Source organism: Burkholderia mayonis (assembly GCF_001523745.2).
In the GTDB taxonomy this organism is placed as follows: domain Bacteria; phylum Pseudomonadota; class Gammaproteobacteria; order Burkholderiales; family Burkholderiaceae; genus Burkholderia; species Burkholderia mayonis.
This window is the reverse complement of sequence record NZ_CP013386.1, coordinates 596,816-621,251: the sequence shown is the minus strand read 5'-3', so window position 1 is coordinate 621,251 and position 24,436 is coordinate 596,816. Positions and strand designations below refer to the sequence as shown.

General features: G+C 65.4%; 24 protein-coding genes and 1 pseudogene. 14 read left to right on the top strand and 11 right to left on the bottom strand.

Features of this window, described 5'->3' with window-relative positions:
• The 9 genes from WS70_RS03195 to WS70_RS03155 all read left to right on the top strand — a co-directional run bounded on the left by WS70_RS03195 (position 1) and on the right by WS70_RS03155 (position 7,574).
• The gene (locus tag WS70_RS03195) at positions 1-564 is read left to right on the top strand and encodes a TlpA family protein disulfide reductase (RefSeq protein ID WP_059470713.1); all 564 of its coding nucleotides are present in this window, start codon (positions 1-3) and stop codon (positions 562-564) included.
• A gap of 194 nt (positions 565-758) precedes the next feature.
• Positions 759-1,211, top strand: a complete 453-nt coding sequence (gene aroQ / locus WS70_RS03190; protein WP_059470712.1) for a type II 3-dehydroquinate dehydratase — start codon at positions 759-761, stop codon at positions 1,209-1,211.
• A gap of 66 nt (positions 1,212-1,277) precedes the next feature.
• Positions 1,278-1,751: an acetyl-CoA carboxylase biotin carboxyl carrier protein gene (gene accB, locus WS70_RS03185; RefSeq protein WP_059470711.1), complete on the top strand. Its 474-nt coding sequence runs from the start codon at positions 1,278-1,280 to the stop codon at positions 1,749-1,751.
• Positions 1,752-1,836: 85 nt separating this feature from the next.
• The gene (gene accC, locus WS70_RS03180; protein ID WP_010106529.1) at positions 1,837-3,204 is read left to right on the top strand and encodes an acetyl-CoA carboxylase biotin carboxylase subunit; all 1,368 of its coding nucleotides are present in this window, start codon (positions 1,837-1,839) and stop codon (positions 3,202-3,204) included.
• A gap of 2 nt (positions 3,205-3,206) precedes the next feature.
• Positions 3,207-4,109, top strand: coding sequence for a 50S ribosomal protein L11 methyltransferase (gene prmA, locus WS70_RS03175; RefSeq protein WP_059596323.1), 903 nt, complete (start codon positions 3,207-3,209; stop codon positions 4,107-4,109).
• A gap of 48 nt (positions 4,110-4,157) precedes the next feature.
• Positions 4,158-5,501, top strand: a complete 1,344-nt coding sequence (locus WS70_RS03170; protein WP_059596322.1) for a DUF3426 domain-containing protein — start codon at positions 4,158-4,160, stop codon at positions 5,499-5,501.
• Between the two features lie 67 nt (positions 5,502-5,568).
• On the top strand, positions 5,569-6,072 hold the full coding sequence (gene tpx / locus WS70_RS03165; RefSeq protein ID WP_059470708.1) for a thiol peroxidase: 504 nt from the start codon (positions 5,569-5,571) through the stop codon (positions 6,070-6,072).
• Positions 6,073-6,138: 66 nt separating this feature from the next.
• On the top strand, positions 6,139-7,077 hold the full coding sequence (locus WS70_RS03160; protein ID WP_059470707.1) for a carbohydrate kinase family protein: 939 nt from the start codon (positions 6,139-6,141) through the stop codon (positions 7,075-7,077).
• Between the two features lie 23 nt (positions 7,078-7,100).
• Positions 7,101-7,574 carry an outer membrane lipoprotein gene (locus WS70_RS03155; protein ID WP_059470706.1) on the top strand — a complete coding sequence of 158 codons (474 nt, stop codon included), beginning with the start codon at positions 7,101-7,103 and terminating at the stop codon, positions 7,572-7,574.
• A 244-nt stretch (positions 7,575-7,818) separates the two neighbouring features.
• On the opposite strand, the gene WS70_RS03150 is transcribed toward WS70_RS03155, so the two are convergent.
• From WS70_RS03150 to WS70_RS03130, 4 genes are all read right to left on the bottom strand, one after another.
• A complete protein-coding gene (locus WS70_RS03150) occupies positions 7,819-8,433 on the bottom strand; it encodes a histone H1-like DNA-binding protein (RefSeq protein ID WP_059596321.1) in 615 nt (204 codons plus the stop codon).
• Between the two features lie 28 nt (positions 8,434-8,461).
• On the bottom strand, positions 8,462-8,788 hold the full coding sequence (locus WS70_RS03145) for a hypothetical protein (RefSeq protein WP_082716093.1): 327 nt from the start codon (positions 8,786-8,788) through the stop codon (positions 8,462-8,464).
• Positions 8,789-8,866: 78 nt separating this feature from the next.
• Entirely contained in the window at positions 8,867-10,081 is a 1,215-nt protein-coding gene (locus WS70_RS03140) for a ribonucleotide-diphosphate reductase subunit beta (RefSeq protein ID WP_059470704.1), read from the bottom strand.
• Between the two features lie 373 nt (positions 10,082-10,454).
• Positions 10,455-13,442: a ribonucleoside-diphosphate reductase subunit alpha gene (locus WS70_RS03130; protein ID WP_059470703.1), complete on the bottom strand. Its 2,988-nt coding sequence runs from the start codon at positions 13,440-13,442 to the stop codon at positions 10,455-10,457.
• Between the two features lie 24 nt (positions 13,443-13,466).
• On the opposite strand from WS70_RS03130, the pseudogene WS70_RS33555 reads away from it, so the two are divergent.
• A pseudogene (locus WS70_RS33555) lies at positions 13,467-13,750 on the top strand (hypothetical protein).
• Between the two features lie 152 nt (positions 13,751-13,902).
• Here WS70_RS33555 and ampD read toward each other — a convergent pair.
• From ampD to WS70_RS03110, 3 genes are read right to left on the bottom strand one after another with little or no spacing between them, the layout of a single operon-like run.
• Positions 13,903-14,493, bottom strand: a complete 591-nt coding sequence (gene ampD, locus WS70_RS03120; RefSeq protein ID WP_059596320.1) for a 1,6-anhydro-N-acetylmuramyl-L-alanine amidase AmpD — start codon at positions 14,491-14,493, stop codon at positions 13,903-13,905.
• Positions 14,490-14,807 carry a PP0621 family protein gene (locus WS70_RS03115; protein ID WP_059596319.1) on the bottom strand — a complete coding sequence of 106 codons (318 nt, stop codon included), beginning with the start codon at positions 14,805-14,807 and terminating at the stop codon, positions 14,490-14,492. The genes ampD and WS70_RS03115 overlap by 4 nt, the downstream gene beginning before the upstream one ends.
• Before the next feature lie 13 nt (positions 14,808-14,820).
• Positions 14,821-15,720: a cytochrome C assembly family protein gene (locus WS70_RS03110; protein WP_059470700.1), complete on the bottom strand. Its 900-nt coding sequence runs from the start codon at positions 15,718-15,720 to the stop codon at positions 14,821-14,823.
• A gap of 87 nt (positions 15,721-15,807) precedes the next feature.
• Between WS70_RS03110 and ffh the strand changes: the two genes are divergently transcribed.
• On the top strand, positions 15,808-17,175 hold the full coding sequence (gene ffh, locus WS70_RS03105) for a signal recognition particle protein (protein WP_059596318.1): 1,368 nt from the start codon (positions 15,808-15,810) through the stop codon (positions 17,173-17,175).
• 97 nt (positions 17,176-17,272) lie between these two features.
• Positions 17,273-17,824 (top strand): hypoxanthine-guanine phosphoribosyltransferase, encoded by a 552-nt coding sequence (locus WS70_RS03100; RefSeq protein WP_059470698.1) that lies wholly within the window; start codon positions 17,273-17,275, stop codon positions 17,822-17,824.
• A 135-nt stretch (positions 17,825-17,959) separates the two neighbouring features.
• Here the strand turns inward: WS70_RS03100 and WS70_RS03095 are convergent, their stop codons facing one another.
• On the bottom strand, positions 17,960-18,562 hold the full coding sequence (locus tag WS70_RS03095; RefSeq protein WP_059470697.1) for a MarC family protein: 603 nt from the start codon (positions 18,560-18,562) through the stop codon (positions 17,960-17,962).
• 24 nt (positions 18,563-18,586) lie between these two features.
• Positions 18,587-20,323 (bottom strand): proline--tRNA ligase, encoded by a 1,737-nt coding sequence (locus WS70_RS03090; protein ID WP_059596317.1) that lies wholly within the window; start codon positions 20,321-20,323, stop codon positions 18,587-18,589.
• Between the two features lie 216 nt (positions 20,324-20,539).
• Between WS70_RS03090 and WS70_RS03080 the strand changes: the two genes are divergently transcribed.
• On the top strand, positions 20,540-21,190 hold the full coding sequence (locus WS70_RS03080; RefSeq protein ID WP_059470695.1) for an RNA pyrophosphohydrolase: 651 nt from the start codon (positions 20,540-20,542) through the stop codon (positions 21,188-21,190).
• Positions 21,191-21,275: 85 nt separating this feature from the next.
• A complete protein-coding gene (locus tag WS70_RS03075) occupies positions 21,276-21,833 on the top strand; it encodes a CNP1-like family protein (protein WP_059470694.1) in 558 nt (185 codons plus the stop codon).
• Positions 21,834-22,011: 178 nt separating this feature from the next.
• Here WS70_RS03075 and proB read toward each other — a convergent pair whose 3' ends face one another.
• Both proB and cgtA read right to left on the bottom strand, forming a co-directional pair.
• Positions 22,012-23,130, bottom strand: a complete 1,119-nt coding sequence (gene proB / locus WS70_RS03070) for a glutamate 5-kinase (protein ID WP_059470693.1) — start codon at positions 23,128-23,130, stop codon at positions 22,012-22,014.
• An 85-nt stretch (positions 23,131-23,215) separates the two neighbouring features.
• Positions 23,216-24,334, bottom strand: coding sequence for an Obg family GTPase CgtA (cgtA, locus tag WS70_RS03065; RefSeq protein ID WP_059596316.1), 1,119 nt, complete (start codon positions 24,332-24,334; stop codon positions 23,216-23,218).
• Positions 24,335-24,436: the final 102 nt, after the last annotated feature.

The following is a 24,436-nucleotide window of genomic DNA, read 5'->3' as shown; positions in this document are numbered from 1 at the left end:
ATGAACAGCAAAGGGATTTTCGCAGGCATCGTGATCGCAGCCATCGCGATCGCAGGCGGCCTCGCCGCCGGCCACTGGGTGCGCGGCGGCAGCTCGGCCGACGGCAGCGCGCCGACGAGCATGCCCACCGCGAGCAATATGGGCAACGCAGTCGACGCGCTGTGGGCCGCTTCGTATCCGGACGTCGACGGCAAGCCGCAAGGGCTCGCCGCCTTCAAGGGACAGAAAGTGGTCGTCAATTTCTGGGCGTCCTGGTGCGGTCCATGCATCGAAGAGATGCCGGAGCTCGTGAAGCTGTCGCGCGAATACGAGAAGAAGGGCGTGCGTTTTGTCGGGATTGGCGTCGATTCCGAGCAGAACGTGAAGAATTTCCTGAAGAAAGTGCCGGTCGACTATCCGATCGTCGTCAGCGGCTACGCCGGGGCCGATCTGGCCCGCAACTTCGGAAATACGGCCGGCGCACTGCCTTTTACCATCGTCATCGACGAAACCGGCAAGGTTCGCGAGACAAAATTGGGGCAAATCCACCCGGGCGAACTGAAACGCACGCTCGACACACTCTGATCCAGGCCGCCCGACTGCCGGCGCGTTGTCGATATTTGGGATCGGTTAGCGTCAATTTACACGAAATTGACCGATTCTGACTTCAGCGGCGCGCGAATTCGCGTTCGCCAAGGCAATAGTCCTTTCAGCAAAACTAGACAAATTTCTCTAATTGGCTATAAAGTTCGCGCAATTCCGCAGAAAAAGAAGCGACCATGACACGATTGCTGGTACTGCACGGCCCTAACCTGAACCTTCTCGGCACCCGGGAACCGGAGGTGTACGGCCGCGTGACCCTCGCGCAGATCGATCAGGCGCTGGCCGCACGGGCGCAGGACGCGGGCGTCGAACTCGAGTCGTTCCAGAGCAACCACGAGGGCGCGCTCGTCGACCGCGTCCAGGCTGCGAGAAATGACGGCACCGAGTTCATCCTGATCAATCCGGCTGCGCATACGCATACGAGCGTTGCGATCCGGGATGCGCTCGCGGGCGTCGGCATTCCGTTCGTCGAGATTCATCTGTCGAACGTGCACCGCCGCGAGCCGTTCAGGCATCACTCTTATTTCTCCGATCAGGCCGAAGGCGTGATCTGCGGCCTCGGTTGGAAAGGTTATCTGTACGCGCTCGAATACGCGCTCGACAAGCTGCAAAGCGCGTCGCGCGGCTGATTTTCAAGAACTCGATTCAGCGCCGGTCCCGAACCGGCGTTTCACGTATTGAAAGGGGAACTCCCGATGGACCTTCGCAAGCTGAAAACTCTGATCGACCTCGTCTCCGAATCCGGCATCTCCGAGCTGGAAGTCACCGAAGGCGAAGGCAAGGTGCGCATCGTCAAGAACGCGCCGCCGGTCTATGTGCAGCAGCCGGGCGGCTATGCACCGCAGGTGAGCGCCCCCCCTCCCGCCATGACGCTGCAGGCTGAAGGCGCGAGCGCCCCGGCATCCGCCGCCGCGCCCGCCGTGAGCGCGCCGCAGGGCCACGTCGTGACGTCGCCGATGGTGGGCACCTTCTACCGCGCGCCGTCGCCGGGCGCCGATCCGTTCGTCCAGGTCGGCGACACCGTGAAGGAAGGCCAGACGCTTTGCATCATCGAAGCGATGAAGCTCCTGAACGAAATCGAGTCCGACAAGGCAGGCGTCATCAAGGAAATCCTCGCCGAAAACGGCCAGGCCGTCGAATACGGCCAGCCGCTCTTCGTGATCGGCTAAGACCCGCCGCGCGGCGCGCCCGTCAGCGACGCCGCTCCTCTCAAGGCGCGCGCTCGCGCGCCCATCGAAGAGACGAATACTCGCTATGTTTGAAAAAATCCTCATTGCCAATCGCGGGGAAATCGCGCTGCGCATTCAGCGCGCGTGCCGCGAGCTCGGCGTCAAGACGGTGGTCGTCTATTCCGAGGCCGACAAGGAAGCCAAGTATGTAAAGTTAGCCGACGAAGCGGTCTGTATTGGCCCGGCTCCGTCGAATCTGAGCTACCTGAACATGCCGGCCCTCATCAGCGCGGCCGAAGTCACCGACGCGGAAGCGATCCACCCGGGCTACGGCTTCCTGTCGGAAAACGCCGATTTCGCCGAGCGCGTCGAGCAATCGGGCTTCACCTTCATCGGCCCGCGTCCGGACACGATCCGCATGATGGGCGACAAAGTCACCGCGAAGCAGACGATGATCCGCACCGGCGTGCCCTGCGTGCCGGGTTCGGACGGCGCGTTGCCGGACGATCCGAAGGAGATCGTGAAAATTGCGCGCTCGGTCGGCTATCCGGTGATCATCAAGGCTGCCGGCGGCGGCGGCGGACGCGGAATGCGCGTCGTCCACACCGAGGCGGCGCTCGTGAACGCGGTCAATATGACGCGCGAGGAAGCGGGCCGCGCGTTCGGCAATCCGCAGGTCTATATGGAGAAGTTTCTCGAGAATCCGCGCCACATCGAGATCCAGGTGCTTGCCGACTCGCACAAGAACGCGGTCTGGCTCGGTGAGCGCGACTGTTCGATGCAGCGCCGTCACCAGAAGGTGATCGAGGAAGCGCCCGCACCCGGCATCGCGCGCCGCCTGATCGACCGGATCGGCGATCGCTGCGCGGACGCGTGCAAGAAGATGGGCTACCTCGGCGCGGGCACGTTCGAGTTCCTGTACGAGAACAACGAGTTCTACTTCATCGAGATGAACACGCGCGTCCAGGTCGAGCATCCGGTGACGGAGCTGATCACGGGCGTCGACATCGTCCAGGAGCAGATCCGGATCGCCGCGGGCGAAAAGCTGTCGTTCCGCCAGCGCGACATCCAGTTCCGCGGCCACGCGATCGAATGCCGGATCAACGCCGAAGATCCGTTCAAGTTCACGCCGTCGCCGGGCCGGATCACGTCGTGGCACACGCCGGGCGGCCCGGGCATCCGCGTCGATTCGCACGCGTACAATGGTTATTTCGTCCCGCCCAACTACGATTCGATGATCGGCAAGCTGATCGCCTACGGCGCGACGCGCGAACAGGCAATCAGCCGGATGCGCATCGCGCTGTCGGAAATGGTGGTCGAAGGCATTCTGACCAACATCCCGCTGCATCGCGAGCTGATGCTCGATTCGAAGTTCGTCGAAGGCGGCACGAGCATTCACTACCTCGAAAACCGGCTCGCGCAGAAACAGCAGGCCGCGCCGGAAGAAGCGTAATCATGAGCTATCGGGAACTCGTCGCCGAACTGCCGCGCGAGCACGCGGAGGCACTGTCCGACGCGCTCGTCGAGCTGGGCGCATTGTCGGTGTCCGTCGAGGACGCCGACGCCGACACGCCGGACGAGCAGCCGCTCTTCGGCGAACCGGGTCTAACGCCCGAGCGCACCGCGTGGCAGCATTCGCGCGTGATCGCGCTCGTCGACGCGACGCAGGATCCCGCGGTGCTGCTCGCCGCCGCCGCGAACGAAGCCGGCCTCGCCGAAACGCCGCGCTTCGCGCTGCGCGAAGTCGAGGAGCAGGACTGGGTGCGGCTCACGCAATCGCAATTCGACCCGATCCACATCGGCGAGAAGATCTGGGTCGTGCCGTCGTGGCACGATGCGCCGGAGCCCGACGCGCTCGTGCTCGAACTCGATCCGGGCCTCGCGTTCGGCACGGGCAGCCACCCGACGACGCGCCTTTGCATGGAATGGCTCGAGCAGACCGTGCAGCCCGGCCAGACGGTGCTCGACTACGGCTGCGGCTCCGGCATCCTCGCGATCCTCGCGAAGAAGTGCGGCGCGGGCAGCGTGACCGGCATCGACATCGATCTGCAAGCGGTCGAAGCGGCGCGCCATAACAGCGAGCGCAATCGCGCGGACGTCGCGTACGGCCGGCCCGGCGACTGCCCCGACGGCGAATTCGACATCGTCGTCGCGAACATCCTGTCGAATCCGCTGAAGCTGATGGCATCGATGCTCGCATCGAAAGTGAAGCCGGGCGGGCGCATCGCGCTGTCGGGCGTGCTCGCGCGGCAGGCGGACGAAGTCGCGAGCGTCTACGCCCGCTATATCGATATCGCCGTCTGGCGTGAACACGAAGGTTGGGTATGCCTTGCCGGAACGCGGCGGGAAAGCCATTAGAATAAGCGCTGTCCTTCACCTCAGGCCCCGCTGGCTGCCCAGCTGACCATGCTCCTTGCGACGCGCTGCCCTCATTGTGAAACCGTCTTCCGGCTGCAACAGGAACAACTCGCGCTGCACGACGGTCTCGTGCGCTGCGGCCACTGCCAGCAGGTGTTCGACGCGGCGCACGCGCTCGTGCCCGCCGAGCCGGACGCGGCCTCTGCGCAAGCGGCGCCGCACGCGCCACTGCAGCAGCCGGCGCCGCAGCGTCTGTTCGACGCGACGTCGCCCGATCTTCGTCCGCTCGAAGCCGGCCACCGCGATTTCGCGCCGGGCGCATGGGACATGTGGGCGCCATGGCTCGACGGCACGGTCGATCCGAAGCTGCAAGTGACGAGCGCGAGCGTCGGCGCCGCGACGAACGGTACGGCCGCGACGCGCGTTCCTGCAGACGAATCGCACGAATCCGCATCCGACGCGTCGACGCACGAAGTGCCCGAAGCCCTCGAAACGCCCCGAACGCATCCGGCAAAAACGTCCGTGCTCGCAGAACAAGCTGCTCGCACGCAGCACGCAGCCGACACCGACACGCATGCCGCCCAAACGTCCGACGCCGACGTGCCCGCCGTCGGCGTCCGCAAATTCCCCCCGCCGCCAAGCCCGACGCTCGATGTCGTTCGCACGGATGCCGAGCGCGAGCCCGAAGCCGCGCGCTCCCCTGCGCCCGGCCCCCTGACGCACGATGCGGCCGAACCCGCGCTCGCGTCGCCCGCGGCCGCCGCGCTCGCCGATGCCGCCCACGATCACGAGCCGCGCTTCGGCGCTGCGGCGTCGCCCCGATCCGACGCCGAGCCGTTCGCGACGTCGCCCGAACCCGACAATCGCGAACATTTCGCGATGACCCGCGAAACGCGGACGAGCGCGGCGGGCGGCGGCTTCACGCGTGCGCTCGGCGTGCTGGCCGCGCTGGCGCTCGCCGCGCTCCTCGCCGCACAGCTCGCATGGTGGCAGCGAGAGACGATCACGATCCACTGGCCGTCGACGGAGCCGCTTTTCAAGCAGGCGTGCGCGAAGCTCGGCTGCGCGGTCACGCCGCCACGCGCGATCGACGGCCTGCGGCTCGACGCCTCGGATCTGCGCCAGCTCGACGGCCCGCGCCTCCTCGAGCTGAAGGTGCCGCTCACGAACCGCTACCGCGTCGCGCTCGCGTATCCGTCGATCGAGCTCACGCTGCTCGACGAAGCCAACAACATCACCGCGCGCCGCGTGCTCGCGCCGCGCGATTACATGCGCCCCGGCACGCGCGTCGAAGCGGGCATGCCCGCCGGCGCGACGGAGACGATGATCGTCAGAATCGAGACCGACGGCATCGCCGCGTCGAATTTCCGCGTCCAGATCTTTTATCCGTAACGCGCCGCGATGCGGCGCGTGGCCTCAACCCGTGCGCCGCATAGGCGCACACATTTGGAGCACGAACATGAGCAAAGTCACGCTGGGTGGCAACCCGATCGAAATCGCCGGCACGTTCCCGATCATCGGCTCGCAAGCTCCCGATTTCAAGCTGGTCGGCAAGGACCTCGCCGACCTCTCGCTGGCGAGCTTCGCCGGCAAGCGCAAGGTGCTGAACATCGTCCCGAGCCTAGACACGCCGACCTGCGCGACGTCGACCCGTAAGTTCAACGAAGCGGCGAGCAAGCTCGACAACACGGTCGTCATCGTCGTGTCGGCCGACCTGCCGTTCGCGGCAACCCGCTTCTGCACGACGGAAGGCCTCGCGAACGTCGTCACCGCGTCGACGTTCCGCGGCGGCCGCGCATTCGCCGACGCATACGGCGTGAACGTGACGAGCGGCCCGCTCGACGGACTGACTGCGCGCGCGGTCGTCGTGATCGACGAGAACGACAAAGTCACGCACACCGAGCTCGTCGGCGAAATCAAGGACGAGCCGAACTACGACGACGCCCTCGCCGCACTGAAGTAAGCCGCACCAAGCGGCAGCGCCGCGCGGCGCTGCCGCCCTCTCAACTTCTCTACAGGAACGCACACCTTGGCTACGCTGATTTGCGGTTCGATCGCCTACGACAACATCATGACCTTCGAAGGGCGCTTTCGCGAGCACATCCTGCCCGACCAGGTGCACCTCATCAATCTGAGCTTCCTCGTGCCGACGATGCGCCGCGAATTCGGCGGCTGCGCGGGCAACATCGCGTATGCACTGAAGCTGCTGGGCGGCGACGCGCGGATGATGGGCACGCTCGGCGCGATCGACGCGCAGCCGTACCTCGACCGCCTCGACGCACTGGACCTGTCGCGCGAATACGTTCGCGTGCTGCCCGACACGTACTCGGCACAGGCGATGATCACGACCGATCTGGACAACAACCAGATCGCCGCATTCCACCCGGGCGCGATGATGCAGTCGCACGTGAACCACGCGGGCGAAGCGCAGGGCGTCAAGCTCGCGATCGTCGCGCCGGACGGCTTCCAGGGGATGGTCCAGCATACCGAGGAACTCGCGCAGGCGGGCGTGCCGTTCATCTTCGATCCGGGCCAGGGTTTGCCCCTGTTCGACGGCGCTACCTTGCGCCGCAGCATTGAACTTGCGACTTACATTGCTGTCAACGACTACGAAGCCAAGCTGGTGTGCGACAAGACGGGTTGGTCCGAAGACGAAATCGCCAGCCGGGTTCAGGCGCTTATCATCACGCGCGGCGAGCACGGTGCAACGATCCGCCATCGTGACGGCGAGGAACAGATTCCCGCCGTTCGTGCGGAGCGGATCGTCGATCCGACCGGCTGCGGCGACGCGTTCCGCGGCGGCTTGCTGTACGGGATCGAGCACGGCTTCGACTGGGCGACGACAGGGCGCCTCGCGAGCCTGATGGGTTCGCTGAAGATCGCGCACCAGGGTCCGCAGACTTACGCACCGACCCGCGCGGAAATCGATGCTCGCTTCGAGACCGCGTTCGGCTACAGTCCGAAGTGAATCTTGTTTGGAGAAGATGAAACATGTTGACCAGGAAAACCCTCACGCTGGCCGCGATGCTGACCGCGACGGTGACGCTCGCCGGCTGCTTCACGCCGCCGGGTTCCGCCGACGTCTATAGCGTCGGCCAGGCGCAGCGCGAACAGACCGTGCGGATGGGCACGGTCGAGAGCGTCCGCGCAGTGCGGATTCAGGGCGACGGCGGTGGCAGCGCGCTCGGCACGCTCGGCGGCGGCGCGCTCGGCGCAGTCGCCGGCAGTGCGATCGGCGGCGGCCGCGGCTCGGTGCTGACCGCGATCGCGGGCGGCATTGCCGGTGCGGTCGCCGGCAATGCAGTCGGCCAAGGCGTCAGCTCGGCGAACGGCGTCGAAATCACCGTGCGCCTCGACAACGGTGACCTGCGCTCGATTACGCAGGCGGCGACGCCCGAAGTGTTCCGTGCGGGCGAGCGCGTGCGACTGCTGTCGAGCGGCGGCGTGACCCGCGTCACGCACTGATCGACATCGGCACGCCGGCAAGCACATCCGGCGCATTGAAGCACGACGCGGCGCGAGCCGCACGATATCGAAAACGCATGCGCATCTCGCGCATGCGTTTTTTTGCGCCCGCCCAAGAGCACACCCGTGCCGCGACCGGCAATAAAAAAATCCCGCCATCGGCAAGCCGATGACGGGATCTCGATCGAGTAGGGCTACTCGATTCAGGACACGGCGAATGTGTCCGTCTTGGCGCAGCGAGTCTTTACGGACGGCTGCCGGTCGGGAACGGCCATGCCGATGCCGGGTTGAGCGCGGTCTTCGCACCCGATGCCGGAGCAACCGATGCCGTCGACGCCGTCGACGCCGGCGCGGCCTTCTTCACGACCGCCTTCTTCGGCGCAGCCGCCTTCTTCGCAGGTGCGGCCTTCTTCGCGGGCGCAGCCTTCTTCGCAGCCGCCTTCTTCGCAGGTGCGGCCTTCTTCGCGGCAGCCTTCTTCGCCGGCGCCTTCTTTGCGGCGGCCTTCTTCGCCGCGACCTTCTTCACGGCAACTTTCTTCGCCGGCGCCTTCTTCGCTGCGACCTTCTTCGCTGCGACCTTCTTCGCTGCGACCTTCTTCGCTGCGACCTTCTTCACGGCGACTTTCTTCGCAGCAACCTTCTTTGCTGCGACCTTCTTCACCGCAACCTTCTTGGCGGCGACCTTCTTCGCTGCGACCTTCTTCGCCGGCGCCGCCTTCTTGGCAGCGACCTTCTTCACGGCGACCTTCTTCGCAGCAACCTTCTTCACCGCTGCCTTCTTCGCCGGTGCGGCCTTCTTGGCAGCGACCTTCTTCGCGGCGACCTTCTTGGCGGCCGGTTTCTTTTTGGCAAGTGCCATCATTTTCTCCTTCAGGTTCAGATGAGAGTCAGTTCAAACTACACCCTTCGTCAAAACCCGCTTCCCACGGACGTTTATCAGGACGTGCGCTGCGAAGCGGGCTATTCATCGGCGTACGCGGATGACGCATGCTTACGCTAATGAATACGGTATGGCGCGCCGTGCCCCTTGGCACCGCGCGCCAAATCAAGTCGGCGGCCGGCGCGCCCTGCGCCGCCGCCCCTAATCGCTTGATCGAGCCGGCAGCCGTTCGGCCGCCCGCCTTTTCCGGAGGGAAGTTTGCCCATCCCACTGAAGGGTTCGCAAAGTGCCTGTCGTGTACTTGGGCCCTTGAGGCACCGGACATGCTTTGCATCAGGCGTTCTTGCTCCTAAACCTTGCGCCGGGCCCAGTGCCCGGCATGAACATCGTTACTCGTCGACTGCGCGTCGGATCATTCCCACGACAGCGCGCCGCCCGTCTGATACTCGATCACCCGCGTCTCGAAGAAGTTGCGCTCCTTCTTCAAGTCGATCATCTCGCTCATCCACGGGAACGGGTTTTCCTCGTTCGGGAACAGCGGATCGAGGCCGATCTGCTGGCAGCGGCGGTTGCTGATGAAGCGCAGGTAGCTCTTGAACATCGACGCGTTCAGGCCCAGCACGCCGCGCGGCATCGTGTCTTCCGCGTAGCGGTACTCGAGATCGACGGCGTGCTTGAACAGCTCGCGGATCTCGGCGCGGAACTCGGCCGTCCACAGGTGCGGGTTCTCGAGCTTGATCTGGTTGATCAGGTCGATCCCGAAATTGCAGTGCATCGACTCGTCGCGGAGGATGTACTGGTATTGCTCCGCCGCGCCCGTCATCTTGTTCTGCCGGCCGAGCGCGAGAATCTGCGTGAAGCCGACATAGAAGAACAGGCCTTCCATGATGCACGCGAACACGATCAGCGACTTCAGCAGCTTCTGATCGGCTTCCAGCGTGCCCGTCTTGAAGGCCGGGTCGGTCAGCGTATGGATGAACGGAATCAGGAACTCGTCCTTCGCGCGGATCGACGCCACCTCGTGGTACGCGTTGAAGATCTCGCCTTCGTCGAGGCCGAGCGATTCGACAATATATTGATACGCGTGCGTGTGGATCGCCTCTTCGAACGCCTGGCGCAGCAGGAACTGCCGGCACTCCGGCGCCGTGATGTGGCGGTAGGTGCCGAGCACGATGTTGTTCGCGGCGAGCGAATCGGCAGTCACGAAGAAGCCGAGGTTGCGCTTGACGATCCGGCGCTCGTCCTCGGTCAGGCCGTTCGGGTCCTTCCACAGCGCGATGTCGCGGGACATGTTGATTTCCTGCGGCATCCAGTGATTCGCGCAACCGGCCAGGTACTTCTCCCACGCCCACTTGTACTTGAACGGGACGAGCTGGTTGACGTCGGTCTGGCCGTTGATGATGCGCTTGTCGGCGACGTTGACCCGCGCTTCCGACGCGACCGCTGCGGACGCATGCGGCGCCACGGCGAAATCGCCTGCGAAGATGTCCCGCGCCGACGAAGCTTGATGAGCGGCAGGCACCGCGGCCTGCAATCCGACAGCCATTCCTGCGGGGTCGCGCAGCGCGTTGTGCTGCGCTCCGCTCGCGGGAGTTACGGCAGTCTTCTCGTCATCCCAGTTGAGCATAAATTCTCACCATCAATTTAGATCGGTTTGTACCATCTTTTCCTGAGCGATAAAAGGGTTCGCTCATGAAAAATCCTTTTTTCGATTCGCGTTGCGACCTCGATACAACACTTTGAGCAACGCATCGTCATTCATGCAGCGCGCGATGTGTGCCGCGCGTGATTTGCGAGGTGCGCTCGACGCATCGAACGCGGATCGAAACGCGACGTCGTCGGGGATGTTTCGATCACGCTTCTTGCTTCTTGCTGCCTGCAACGCGTTCGCTGCGTTACAGATTCCTTATCATTTTTTTAGTAGAGAGCGGCGCGCACTTCAACCTTTATCGGTCTTCGTCGCGCGCCGCTCGCATTCGTCGAGCGCTACGCGCGCCGCATCACTGGCACGCTTCGCACTCTTCGAAGCCCGGATCGCCCGGACGCATCGTGCACACCGGACCGTCCGCTTCGATCGGCGCCGCGTTCATCGCGCCCGACTGCGCATCGCCACCCGCCGCGCCGAAGCCGCCTGCCGCGCCTTGCACGCCGCCCGCCGCACCGCCGCTCGAGCCGCCGGAAGTCGGCACCGCATTCAGCGCGCCGTGCGCGACCGTCGACTTCTCGACGTGCGTCGCCGCCATCGTGCGCAGGTAGTAAGTGGTCTTCAGGCCGCGCAGCCACGCGAGCTTGTAGACCTCGTCTAGCTTCTTGCCCGACGCGCCTCCCATGTAGATGTTCAGCGACTGCGCCTGGTCGATCCACTTCTGACGACGCGACGCCGCCTCGACGAGCCACTTCGGATCGACTTCGAACGCGGTCGCGTAAATTGCACGCAGGTCGGCCGGGACGCGGTCGATGCGCGACAGCATGCCGTCGAAGTACTTCAGGTCGGCGACCATCACCTCGTCCCACAGGCCGCGCTCCTTCAAGTCGCGCACCAGGTACTCGTTGACCACCGTGAATTCACCCGACAGGTTCGACTTCACGTACAGGTTCTGGAAGGTCGGCTCGATGCACGCGGACACGCCGATGATGTTCGAGATCGTCGCCGTCGGCGCGATCGCGACGCAGTTCGAGTTGCGCATGCCGAACGAGTCGATCCGCGCGCGCAGCACCGGCCAGTCGAGCGTCGCGCTCGTGTCGACTTCGACGTAGCCGCCGCGGGCTTCCGTCAGCAGCTTCAGCGTGTCCTGCGGGAGGATGCCGCGATCCCACAGCGAGCCGCGGTAGCTCGAGTAGCGGCCGCGCTCTTCGGCGAGCTCGGTCGACGCGTAGTACGCGTAGTAGCAGACCGCTTCCATCGAGCGATCGGCGAACTCGACCGCCGCCTCCGACGCGTACGGCGTGCGCAGCAGGTGCAGGCAGTCCTGGAAGCCCATGATGCCGAGGCCGACCGGACGGTGCTTCAGGTTCGAGTTGCGCGCCTTCGCGACCGCGTAGTAGTTGATGTCGATGACGTTGTCGAGCATCCGCATCGCGACGCGGACCGTGCGCTTCAGCTTCTCCTGGTCGAGCGCGTAGCCGCCGTCGGCCTGCTTTGCGAGGTGCGCAACGAGGTTCACCGAGCCCAGGTTGCAGACGGCGATCTCGGTGTCGCTCGTGTTCAGCGTGATTTCCGTGCACAGGTTCGACGAGTGGACGACGCCGACGTGCTGTTGCGGCGAGCGCACATTGCACGGATCCTTGAACGTGATCCACGGATGGCCAGTCTCGAACAGCATGCCGAGCATCTTGCGCCAGAGCTGCTGTGCCGGAATCTTCTTGAACAGCTTGATCTCGCCGCGCGCGACCTTCTCTTCATAGCCGACGTACGCCGTCTCGAACTCGGCGCCGAACTTGTCGTGCAGATCCGGGCAGGTCGACGGCGAGAACAGCGTCCAGTCGGCGCCTTCCATCACGCGCTTCATGAACAGGTCGGGAATCCAGTTCGCCGTGTTCATGTCGTGCGTGCGGCGACGGTCGTCGCCCGTGTTCTTGCGCAGCTCGAGGAATTCCTCGATGTCGAGGTGCCACGACTCCAGGTACGCACACACCGCGCCCTTGCGCTTGCCGCCCTGGTTCACCGCGACCGCCGTGTCGTTGACGACCTTCAGGAACGGGACCACGCCTTGCGACTTGCCGTTCGTGCCCTTGATATGCGAGCCGAGCGCACGCACGCGGGTCCAGTCGTTGCCGAGGCCGCCGGCGAATTTCGACAGCAGCGCGTTGTCCTTCAGCGCTTCGTAGATGCCGTCGAGGTCGTCCGCGACCGTCGTCAGGTAGCACGACGACAGCTGCGAGCGGCGCGTGCCCGAGTTGAAGAGCGTCGGCGTCGAGCTCATGAAGTCGAAGCTCGACAGCACGTTGTAAAACTCGATCGCGCGCGCTTCGCGGTCGATCTCGTTCAGCGCGAGGCCCATCGCGACACGCATGAAGAACGCCTGCGGCATCTCGATGCGGGCGCCATCGACGTGCAGGAAGTAGCGGTCGTACAGCGTCTGCAGGCCGAGATAGCCGAACTGCAGGTCGCGGCTCGCGTCGAGCGCATCGCCCAGGCGCTTCAGGTCGAACTGCAGCAGCTTGTCGTCGAGCAGCTCGGCTTCGACGCCGCGTTTCAGGAACTGCGGGAAGTATTCGGCGTAGCGCGTCGACATTTCCGCCTGCGTCACTTCCTCGCCGAGGATCTCGCGGCGGATCGTGTGCAGCAGGATGCGCGCCGTGACCTGGCTGTACGCCGGGTCCTTCTCGATCATCGTGCGCGCGGCCAGGATCGCCGAATCGTAGACCTGGGTCATCGGCACGCCATCGTACAGGTTCTTCACCGTTTCCGAGACGATCGGCTCCGGGCTCACTGCGTCGCCGAGCCCCTCGCATGCCGACACGATCAGCGCGTGCAGCGCACTCATGTCGAGCGGACGCGTGACGCCGTTGTCCGTCACGTTGATGCCGCCGCCCGTCGACGTTTCGACGTCCGCCGCCTCGCCCGCGTGGACGCGCTCGAGGTGACGCTTCTCGCGGTACAGCACGTACGCGCGTGCGACGTTGTGCTCGCCGCCGCGCATCAGCGCGAGCTCGACCTGATCCTGAATGTCTTCAATATGGAACGTGCCGCCGTTCGGGCGGCTGCGCACGAGCGCGCGCACGACGTTCTGCGTCAGTTGCTCGACGAGCTCGCGCACACGGGCCGACGCGGCGCCCTGGCCGCCGTTGACGGCCAGGAACGCCTTCGTCACCGCGATCGCGATCTTCGACGGTTCGAACGACACCACGCTGCCGTTGCGGCGGATCACCTTGTAGTCGGCGTACGTCGTCTGCGACGCAAGTGCCGGCGCGCCTTGTGCGCCACCGGCGAGCGGGCGGCTCGCCGCGCTCTCGAATTGGGACGTCGCGTTATCGGTGGTTTGCATGGGCAAAACTCCTGGTGTTGGGTGATGCGGAAGGGACCGCGGATTAATACGGACGGTGCGCCACGACGTGCGCGAGCGGTAAGACGCGGAAGAAGCGGCTGCCTTGCCGGTTGGGCCCACGTGACGCGCTCGATTCGACATTGGTCTTCGTCATGCGCATCGCGCCCCTGGCTACACTTTTCCACGCGGGTCGCAGCGCGCCGGACCGCTGGCCGGATGCGCCGCACTGAGAATGTCGTGCTCCGGCGATGACGCCGGAAACCGCGGTCGGGAACGGAAAATGCCCCCGATCGACACACTATATGTAGTGCCGAACTGCTCGATTGGCCCAAAGTATAGTGGAGCCTTGCGGAAGCGCCAAAGGAAAAATTTGCTCGAAGTCTATTGACAAGCGCGATACGTCGACACGACAAGGCACGCCCGGCGAAACAATGCGGTGCGCGTCAAAAAGACCTCGCGCTCAGTGCTTCCGGTAAGGAAAGTATCGAGCCGGAAAACCGGCGTCGTCAGAGAAACGTTGCCAATCGAAGTGCGGACCGGGATCGGTCTTGCGTCCGGGCGCGACGTGCTCGTGGCCCGCGAACGCATCGATCGGGTAATGCGCGGCAAGCGCGCGCGCAAGCGCGGCGAGCGTCGCATATTGCGGCGCGTCGAATGCGACGTCGTCCGCGCCTTCGAGCTCGATGCCGATCGAGAAATCGTTGCAGCGCTCGCGGCCGAAGAAGCTCGACGCGCCCGCGTGCCATGCGCGCACGTCGCACGACACGAACTGGATCAGCACGCCGTCGCGCCGGATCAGGAAATGCGCGGATACTCGCACGCCGCGCAGGTGCGCGTCGTAGTACGGATGCGCGTCGCAGTCGAGGCGATTCTGGAATAGCTCGACGATCGCATCGCCGCCGAACTCGCCGGGCGGCAGGCTGATGTTGTGGATCACGACGAGCGAAGGCGCGAGGCCTTCCGGCCGCGCTTCGAAATTCGGCGACGGCTCGCGCAGCGCGCCGTCGACCCAGCCGCCGGCATCGACGGCGAAGCGCTTCACGCCGCTCATCGCTCGCTGCGGCTGCCCGAATGCGCGGCGTGACGCGCCGCGTGCTCCGGACTACAGAAATACTCGCCGCCCGCCGCGATCGCATCGCTCTTCGGCGCATGCACGCCACATTCCGCGCAGCGGACCATCGGCTCGGGCAGCGCGCCGCCGTCGCCCACGCGGCCCGCACCGCCCTGGTCGGACGCGGGGCCTGCGGCGCGCCCCGCTCCGCCGCCTGCAAACGGCCCGTCGCCGCGCGCCTGCGCCTGGCGGATCTTTCTCGCGAGCCACGAGCTCGCGAAGAACAACACGATAAGGAGAAAGATTTGTCGCATCGAGATCAGGTATTCAAACCACGGAGCGGTGCAGCAGCACCTCGAGAACGAAGCGGCTGCCGACGTACGCGAGCAGCAGCGCGACGAACGACGCGAGCACCCAGCGCGCGACGCCGCGGCCGCGCCAGCCGGACGCCTTGTGCGCGACCAGGAGCCCGCCGAACATCAGCCAGGACAGGATCGCGAACACGGTCTTGTGATCAAGCTTGAGCGCGCGCGCGTCGATCTGCTCGCTGAACAGGATGCCCGTTGCGAGCGTCAGCGTGAGCAGCACGAAGCCCGCGCCGATCAGGCGGAACAGCAGCTTCTCGAGCGTGAGGAGCGGCGGCAGCGTATCGAGCCAGCCGGCGACCCAGCTCGACGACTCGCGCAGCCCGTCGTGCCGCAGCGCGTGCAGACGCCGCTCGACCATCAGCATCAACACCGCGTGCAGCGCCGCGATCGCGAAGAGCCCGTACGCGATGTTCGCGATCAGGAAGTGCAACTTGAAGAGCGGCGCGGCCGCATACGGCAGCACGTGCACGCCGCCGAACGCCAGCGGCAGGAGCGACGCGCCGCACGCCAGCGGCAACACGAGGAGCCGCATGCCGTCGAGCGGGAAGAAGAAGCTCTCGATCCAGTAGATGCCGGCGCCGAGCCAGAACATCGCCGACAGCGCGAACGCAAAGCCGAACACCATCGCGTCGTGCGGGAAGATCGTCATGTGCAGCAGCACCCCATGCGCGAGCAGCGCGGCGCAGAGGATCGTGCGCCCAAGCCCCCCCATCCCGGCCGAGACGGATTCGCGCGCGTGCGGGACGGCCGGCACGCTCGCGACGAGCGGCCGCGCCGCGCCGACGCGGCGCGTGCGCCAGCTGGCGACGGCGAGGCCGCCATATAAGAGCGCAGTGAGGGCATACAGTACAATATCCATGTTCGAAGTTTACACTAGGCCCCCTACCCGCGACGGCCGGCTTTTTGTCCCACTCGCGCCTGCGGGCTTCACTGTCCATCGCTCCCCATGCTCGACAATCTCACCCAACGGATGGCGCGCGTCGTCAAGACGCTGCGCGGCGAGGCCCGGCTCACCGAGGCGAACACCCAGGAGATGCTCCGTGAGGTGCGGCTTGCGCTCCTCGAAGCCGACGTCGCGCTGCCCGTCGTCCGCGATTTCATCGCGAAGGTCAAGGAAAAAGCGCTCGGCGAGGACGTGGTCGGCAGCCTGTCGCCCGGTCAAGCGCTCGTCGGCGTGGTCCAGAAGGAACTGACCGCCGTGATTGGCGGCGACTACGAAGGCAAGGCGGCCGAGCTGAACCTCGCCGTCACGCCGCCCGCGATCATCCTGATGGCCGGCCTGCAGGGCGCCGGCAAGACGACGACCGTCGGCAAGCTCGCGAAGCTGCTGCGCGAGAAGTACAAGAAGAAGGTGCTCACCGTCTCGTGCGACGTCTACCGCCCGGCCGCGATCGCGCAGCTGAAAACGGTGAGCGAGCAGGTCGGCGCCGAGTTCTTCCCGTCGACGCCCGACCAGAAGCCCGTCGACATCGCGAACGCGGCCGTCGACTGGGCAAAGCGCCACTATCACGATGTGCTGCTCGTCGATACCGCAGGCCGCCTCGGCATCGACGAAGCGATGATGCAGGAGATCACCGCGCTGCACGCGGCGCTCAAGCCAGTCGAGACGCTCTTCGTCGTCGACGCGATGCTCGGCCAGGACGCCGTCAACACCGCGAAGGCGTTCAACGACGCGCTGCCGCTCACGGGCGTCGTGCTGACGAAACTCGATGGCGACTCGCGCGGCGGCGCCGCGCTGTCGGTGCGCCATGTGACGGGCAAGCCGATCAAGTTCGTCGGCGTCGCCGAGAAGCTCGACGGCCTCGAGATCTTCCACCCGGACCGGATGGCAAACCGGATCCTCGGGATGGGCGACATCCTCGCGCTCGTTGAGGAAGCGCAGCGCGGCGTCGACATCAAGGCAGCGGAGAAACTGGCCAACAAGGTCAAGAAAGGCGGCGATTTCGACCTGAACGATTTCCGCGCGCAGATCTCGCAGATGAAGAACATGGGCGGGCTGTCGTCGCTGATGGACAAGCTGCCCGCGCAGTTCCAGCAGGCCGCGGCGGGCGCCGACATGAGCCAGGCCGAAAAGCAGATCCGCCGGATGGAAGGCATCATCAATTCGATGACGCCCGCGGAGCGCGCGAAGCCCGAGATCATCAAGGCGACGCGCAAACGCCGGATCGCGGCGGGCGCGGGCGTCCCGGTGCAGGAAGTCAACCGGATGCTGAATCAGTACGACCAGATGCGCACGATGATGAAGAAGCTGAAGGGCGGCAACCTGCAGAAGATGATGCGCGGCATTAAGGGCATGATGCCCGGCATGCGCTGATTCGCCGCGGCGCCGCGCACGGGTATATGCTGTAGCGCGTGGCGCCGCATTGTTTCATTCTTATTGGTATCCCAGACGAGACCGCTCGCCAGACCTCATGAATCGAGAAGAAGCCCTCCACATTTTCCAACACTCCGAAGAGATCGTCTCCGCCGACGAAGTCAACGCATCGATCGGTCGGATGGCTGCAGAGATCCGCGACCAGATCGGCGAGGAGTTCCCGCTCGTGCTGTCGGTGATGGGCGGTGCGGCGGTGTTCACCGGCATGCTGCTGCCGCACCTCGATTTCCCGCTCGAGTTCGACTACATCCACCTGACCCGCTATCGCAACACGACGAAGGGCAGCCCCGAGATGCATTGGCGCGTCGCGCCGCGCGAATCGGTGAAGGACCGCATCGTGCTCGTGCTCGACGACATCCTCGACGAAGGCGAAACGATGGCTGCGATCCGCGACCGCATCCTCGAGATGGGCGCGAAGCGCTTCCTGTCCGCGGTGCTGTGCGAGAAGACGCTCGCGAAGGCGAAGCCGCTGCACCCGGACTTCTGCGGGTTCGCGGTACCGGACCGCTACGTGTTCGGCTGCGGGATGGACGCGAAGGGCTACTGGCGCAACCTGCCGACGATCCGCGCGCTGACGGCGGACGTCTGACGCCGGCACGGCGGCACGGCGGCACCGGCCCGGCGCACCAAAGACATCATGGAAAAGCGGCTCGCGTGTAATGCGCGGGCCGCTTTTTCTTGCTTGGCGATCGAAGATCCCGCAGCGCCGCAGTCGGTCAGCCCATCACAACTGGTGAACGAACGCGCGAACGCCCGCCATCATCATCTCGACCGAGATCGCGACGAGCACGAGCCCCATCAGCCGCTCGAACGCGAGCACCGTGCGCTCGCCGAGCCACTGCTGAATCCGTTCGGCGAGCACGAGCGTCACCGCACACACGAGCATCGTCACCGTCAGCGCGCCCGCCCATTCGAACATCTTGCCGGGCGCCTGCGACGTGAGCAGCATCACCGTCGCGAGCGCCGACGGCCCGGCGAGCGCCGGAATCGCGAGCGGCACGATGAACGGCTCGCCGCCCGCGCGCGGATCGCTGCCGAGCGCGCCGTCCGGATGCGGAAAGATCATCCGGAGCGCAATCAGGAACAGCACGATTCCCCCGCCGATCCGCAGCGACACATCGGTCAGGCTCATCATCCGCAGGAAGCGGTCGCCGACGACCATGAAGAACAGCAGGATCACGAACGCGATCGCCACTTCGCGCAGGATCACCTTCACGCGCCGTTCGCCCGGCACGTCCCGCAGCGCCGCGATGACGAGCGGGATGTTGCCGAGCGGATCGGTGATGAGGATGAGGAGCACCGTCGCCGACAGGAAATTCGACTCCAACGCGCGCCCCCGTTTCGCCGACGATCAGCGGCCGAGCACCGCGCGAACCTTCTCGGCGATCGCCGCCGCGGCCGAATCGGCGGGCAGCAGCGTCGCTTCGACGTCGCGGCGCCCCTGGTACTCGACCATGCCGTCCTTCAGGCCGCGCTCGCCGATCACGAGGCGATGCGGCACGCCGATCAGTTCCCAGTCCGCGAACATCACGCCCGGACGCTCGCCGCGATCGTCGAGGATCACGTCGACGCCCGCCGCGGCGAGATCCGCGTAGAGCTTGTCGGCCGCTTCGCGCACCGCATCGCTGCGGTCATAGCCCATCGGGCACAGCACGACCTCGAACGGCGCGATCGCCTCGGGCCAGATGATCCCCTTGTCGTCGAAGTTCTGCTCGATCGCCGCGCCGAGGATCCGCGTAACGCCGATCCCGTAGCACCCCATCACCATCGGCTGCGCCTTGCCCGATTCGTCGATGAACGTCGCGCCCATCGCCTCCGAATACTTCGCGCCGAGCTGGAACACGTGGCCGACTTCGATGCCGCGGCAGATGTCGAGCGTGCCCTTGCCGTCCGGCGACGGATCGCCCGCCTTCACGTTGCGGATGTCGGCGATCACGGGCTCCGGCAAGTCGCGGCCCCAGTTCACGCCGGCGACGTGGTAATCGACTTCGTTCGCGCCGACGACGAAGTCGCTCATGTTCGCGACCGTGCGATCGGCGATCACGCGCACCGGCTTCTTCGTGCCAATCGGGCCGAGGTAGCCGGGCGGCGTGCCGAACCACTCGACGATCTCCGTCTCGGTCGCGAAGCGGTAGCCGGCCAGGCCCGGCAGCTTCGCCGTCTTGATTTCGTTCAGGTCGTGGTCGCCGCGCAGCATCAGCAGCCAGATCGACGGCTCGGCGCCGTCGTTGTCGGTCGCGAGCACGATCGACTTGATCGTGCGCTCGAGCGGGATGCTCAGAAGCTCGGCGACCGCCTCGCACTTCGCCTTGCCGGGCGTCGCGACCTTCTGCATCGCCTCGGCGGGCGCCGCACGGCTCGCGAACAGCGGCAGCGCCTCGGCCGCCTCGACGTTCGCCGCGAAGTCGGACGTCGGGCAGTAGGCGATCGCGTCCTCGCCGGTGTCGGCGATCACATGGAATTCGTGCGAACCGCTGCCGCCGATCGAGCCGTTGTCGGCCGCGACCGGACGGAATTCGAGGCCGATCCGCGTAAAGACCCGCACGTATGCGTCATACATTTTCCTGTACGACTCCTTGAGGCCTTCGTGATCCCTGTCGAACGAGTACGCGTCCTTCATGATGAACTCACGGCCGCGCATCACGCCGAAGCGCGGGCGGATCTCGTCGCGGAACTTCGTCTGGATCTGATAGAAGTTCACCGGCATCTGCCGATAGCTCTTGATCTGGTTGCGCGCGATGTCGGTGATCACCTCTTCGTGAGTCGGTCCGATCACGAAGTCGTTCTGCTTGCGATCCTTGAAGCGCAGCAGCTCGGGGCCGTACTGCTCCCAGCGCCCCGACTCCTGCCACAGCTCGGCGGGCTGCACGGCGGGCATCAGCAGCTCGATCGCGCCCGCCCGGTTCATCTCTTCGCGCACGATCGCCTCGACCTTGCGAATCGAGCGCAAGCCGATCGGCAGATAGTTATAGATGCCGCCGGCAACGCGGCGGATCATGCCGGCTCGCACCATCAGCTTGTGGCTGACGATCTCGGCGTCGGCGGGTGCTTCCTTCAGGGTGCCGATAAAGAAACGAGAGGCTTTCATGCGAACGGTTCCATTAGCGGCGGCCAACGCGGGCCGCCCGAAAAAAGTCTAAAGGTGAATTAACGGCTGCGCGGTGGCGTGCGGCGCAGGTGACATACCAGACAAATCGGGGACAGTGTAGATGACGCACCTCGCCCGGATTCGCTCCGTTCCGGTGCGCGGCGCCCGTTATCTGTTTATAATCAAAGCAATTTTAAAGGATTCGAAGGTGGTTGTATGCTGGATCGTGAAGGCTTTCGCCCGAACGTCGGCATCATCCTCTTGAACGCGCGCAACGAGGTGTTTTGGGGCAAGCGGCTCCGCGAGCATTCCTGGCAGTTTCCGCAAGGGGGCATCAAGTACGGCGAGACCCCGATGCAGGCAATGTACCGGGAACTGCACGAGGAAACCGGGCTGCTGCCGGAACACGTCAAGATCATCGGCCGCACTCGCGACTGGTTGCGTTATGAGGTGCCAGACAAGTTCATCAAGCGCGAAGTGCGCGGACATTATCGCGGCCAGAAGCAGATCTGGTTCCTGCTGCGAATGGTCGGGCGCGATTGCGACATCTGCCTGCGCGCGACGGATCATCCGGAGTTCGACGCATGGCGCTGGAACGAATACTGGGTGCCACTCGACGCGGTGATCGAGTTCAAGCGGGATGTGTATCAGTTGGCGTTGACCGAATTGTCGCGTTTCCTGCGCCGCCCGGCGCAGCGTTCCGACAAGCCGCGCGGTCCGCGCGCGTCGCGCTTTCCGCGCGTTGCGAACGGACACGAGATCGCGGAAACACCAGCAGCGATCGACATGTCGGCAGTCTGTTCGGAAGTCGAGCCGGGCGCGAGCGCGCTCGACGAAAACCCTCCCCGCCTGACCTTGCGCGATTGACGCACGAGCTCGTCCGACGGGAATGAAAAACGCATGACCGGGCGCGGCATTGAAGGATGCCGCGCTTTTTTACGAGGTACGCATATTGAAATCGATTGCTCTTGCCGCTGCGTCGATCGTCGCGGCCGCCGCGCTGGCCGGCTGCGCCCATTCGAACACTCCGACCAACAAGGACGACAGCGCATTCACCTACCTGCTCGACCGTCAGCCGCAATGGACTGAAAACAAGGTCGAGACGCTGCCGCCGCTGCCGCAGACGAGCGATCTGCTGTCGTTCAACGTGTCGCAGAACACGCCGCTCAAGTTCTCCGTCGATTCGAAGTCGCTCGACGTCGGCACGGACGGCGTCGTCCGCTACATTGTCGTCGTCACGAGCCCCGCGGGCGCGCGCAACGTCAACTACGAAGGAATTCGCTGCGACACGTACGAATGGCGCCAGTACGCGGGTCTGAACGCGGATCACGACGGCTGGGACCGCACGGTCGCAACCGACTGGCAGCGGATCGAGAACGGCGAACTGAACGCGTACCACGCGGCGCTCTATCAGGACTTCTTCTGCGCGAACAAGATGCCGACGGGCAAGCGCTCGGCGATCATCGAGAACATCCGCTACAACCGGACGACGCTCAATCAGATCCGCTGATCCGGCGCGGCCGGTGCGTGCCGATCGAGGCACGCCGGCGCACCAACGCGCGGATGCAACCGGCCGCGCGGGCCGCACAACTGCGTGCCGGACAGGATGGCGAAAACAAAAATGCCCGCTTGCGCGGTATTTTTGTTTGTCGGCTTCGCTCGAAGCCCCGCGCCACAACGGCGCCGCGTCAGACGAGCACGAGGTTGTCCCGATGGATCAGCTCGGGCTCGAGCATGTAGCCGAGCACCGCTTCGATCTCGCCGCTCGGCTTGCGCTGGATCAGCTTCGTCTCGGCGCTGCTGTAATTGGTAATGCCGCGTGCGACTTCGCGGCCCGTGTCGTCGACGCACGCGATGACTTCGCCGCGCGCGAACACGCCCTGCACCGCGACGACACCGATCGGCAGCAGGCTCTTGCCGCCCGCCGTCAGCTTGTCGACCGCGCCTGCATCGATGACGACGTGGCCGCGCACCTGCAAGTGGTCCGCCATCCACTGCTTGCGCGCCGCCATCCGCGCGGTGCGTGCGATCAGCTGCGTGCCGACCGTCTCGCCCGACGCAAGCCGCACGAGCACTTCATGCTCACGGCCGCTCGCGATCACGGTGTTCGCACCGCTGTGCGCGGCGCGCTTCGCCGCGAGAATCTTCGTCAGCATGCCGCCGCGGCCGATGCTCGACCCCGCGCCGCCCGCCATCGCCTCGAGTTCGGGCGCGCCGGCGCTCGCCTCGCCGACGAGCGTCGCGCTCGGATCCTTGCGCGGATCGGCCGTAAAGAGCCCCTGCTGGTCAGTAAGGATGATGAGCGCGTCGCCTTCGATCAGGTTCGCGACGAGCGCACCGAGCGTATCGTTGTCGCCGAACTTGATTTCGTCGGTGACGACGGTGTCGTTCTCGTTGATGATCGGCACGACGCCGAGCCGCAGCAGCGTGAGAAGCGTCGAGCGTGCATTCAGGTAGCGTTCGCGGTCGGCGAGGTCCGCGTGCGTGAGGAGAATCTGCGCGGTGCGGATGCCGTGCTCGGCGAAGCGGCTCTCGTACACCTGCGCGAGCCCCATCTGCCCGACGGCCGCAGCCGCCTGCAATTCGTCAATTTCCCGCGGCCGCTTGCTCCAGCCGAGGCGCTGCATCCCTTCCGCGATCGCGCCCGAGCTGACGAGCACCACTTCCTTGCCCGCGCCGCGCAGCGCGGCGATCTGGGCAGCCCATCGGCCGATAGCGTCATGGTCGAGCCCGCGGCCATCGTTGGTGACGAGGCTCGAGCCGACCTTCACTACCAAGCGTTTCGAATCGGCGATGATCGAACGCATCGTGCGCTGCCTCCTGTGAGTGATGCGCGAATATCTCGCGCGCCGTGCGGACCGCGCGGCGCGGCTTGCGGTGCCGCGGCGGCGCTTACGGCGCGTCGGCTTCGCGCTCGCGCGGTTCGCCGGCGGCGGACGGCACGTCGCGGAAGCGCACGTCCGACGCCAGATCCTCGGCGATCTCGGCGCGATGCGCATCCGAATGCACGGAGAGATAGTCGTAGATCGCGTAGACGAGGCCTTCGCAGCCCTGCCCCGTCAGCGCGGAAATCTCGAATACGGGGCCAGCCCAGCCGAAGCGCTCGATGAAGTCGGCGACGCGCGCGCCGCGCTCGCCCTCCGACACCATGTCGAGCTTGTTCAAGACGAGCCAGCGCGGCTTCTCGTACAGCGATTCGTCGTACTTGCGCAGCTCGCCGACGATCGCCTTCGCCTCGGCGACGGGATCGACGTTTTCGTCGAACGGCGCGAGATCGACGAGATGCAGCAGGATACCGGTGCGCTGCAGATGCCGCAGGAACTGATGGCCGAGGCCCGCGCCTTCCGCCGCACCTTCGATCAGGCCCGGAATGTCGGCGATCACGAAGCTCTTGCCCGGCCCGACGCGCACGACGCCGAGATTCGGCGCGAGCGTCGTGAACGGATAGTCGGCGATCTTCGGCTTCGCGTTCGACACCGACGCGATGAACGTCGACTTGCCGGCGTTCGGCATCCCGAGGAGGCCGACGTCCGCAAGCACCTTCAACTCGAGCTTCAGCATGCGCCGCTCGCCCGGCTTGCCGTCCGTCTTCTGGCGCGGCGCGCGGTTCGTGCTCGACTTGAAATGCAGGTTGCCGAGGCCGCCCGCGCCGCCCTTCACGACGAGCACCTTCTGGTCGTGCTCAGTCAGATCGGCGATCAGCTCGCCCGTGTCCATGTCGTTGATGACAGTGCCGACCGGCATGCGCAGCGTGATGTCGTCGCCGCCCTTGCCGTAGCAATCGGAGCCGCGGCCGTTCTCGCCGTTGCGCGCCATGTGCTTCTTCGCGTATCGGTAGTCGATCAGCGTGTTGATGTTGCGATCCGCGATCACGTATACGCTGCCGCCGCGGCCGCCGTCGCCGCCGTCCGGCCCGCCGAACGGAACGAATTTCTCGCGGCGCATCGACGCGCTGCCATCGCCCCCGTCGCCGGCGATGACTTCGATTCGCGCTTCGTCAATGAACTTCATCCGTCACTCCGTCCAGTATTTGCTGCTATTCCCGCTATTGTGCCGTGCGGCGCCGCGCTTGACCAATCGGCCGAACAGCCGATGCGCGCGGCGAATGCCTGC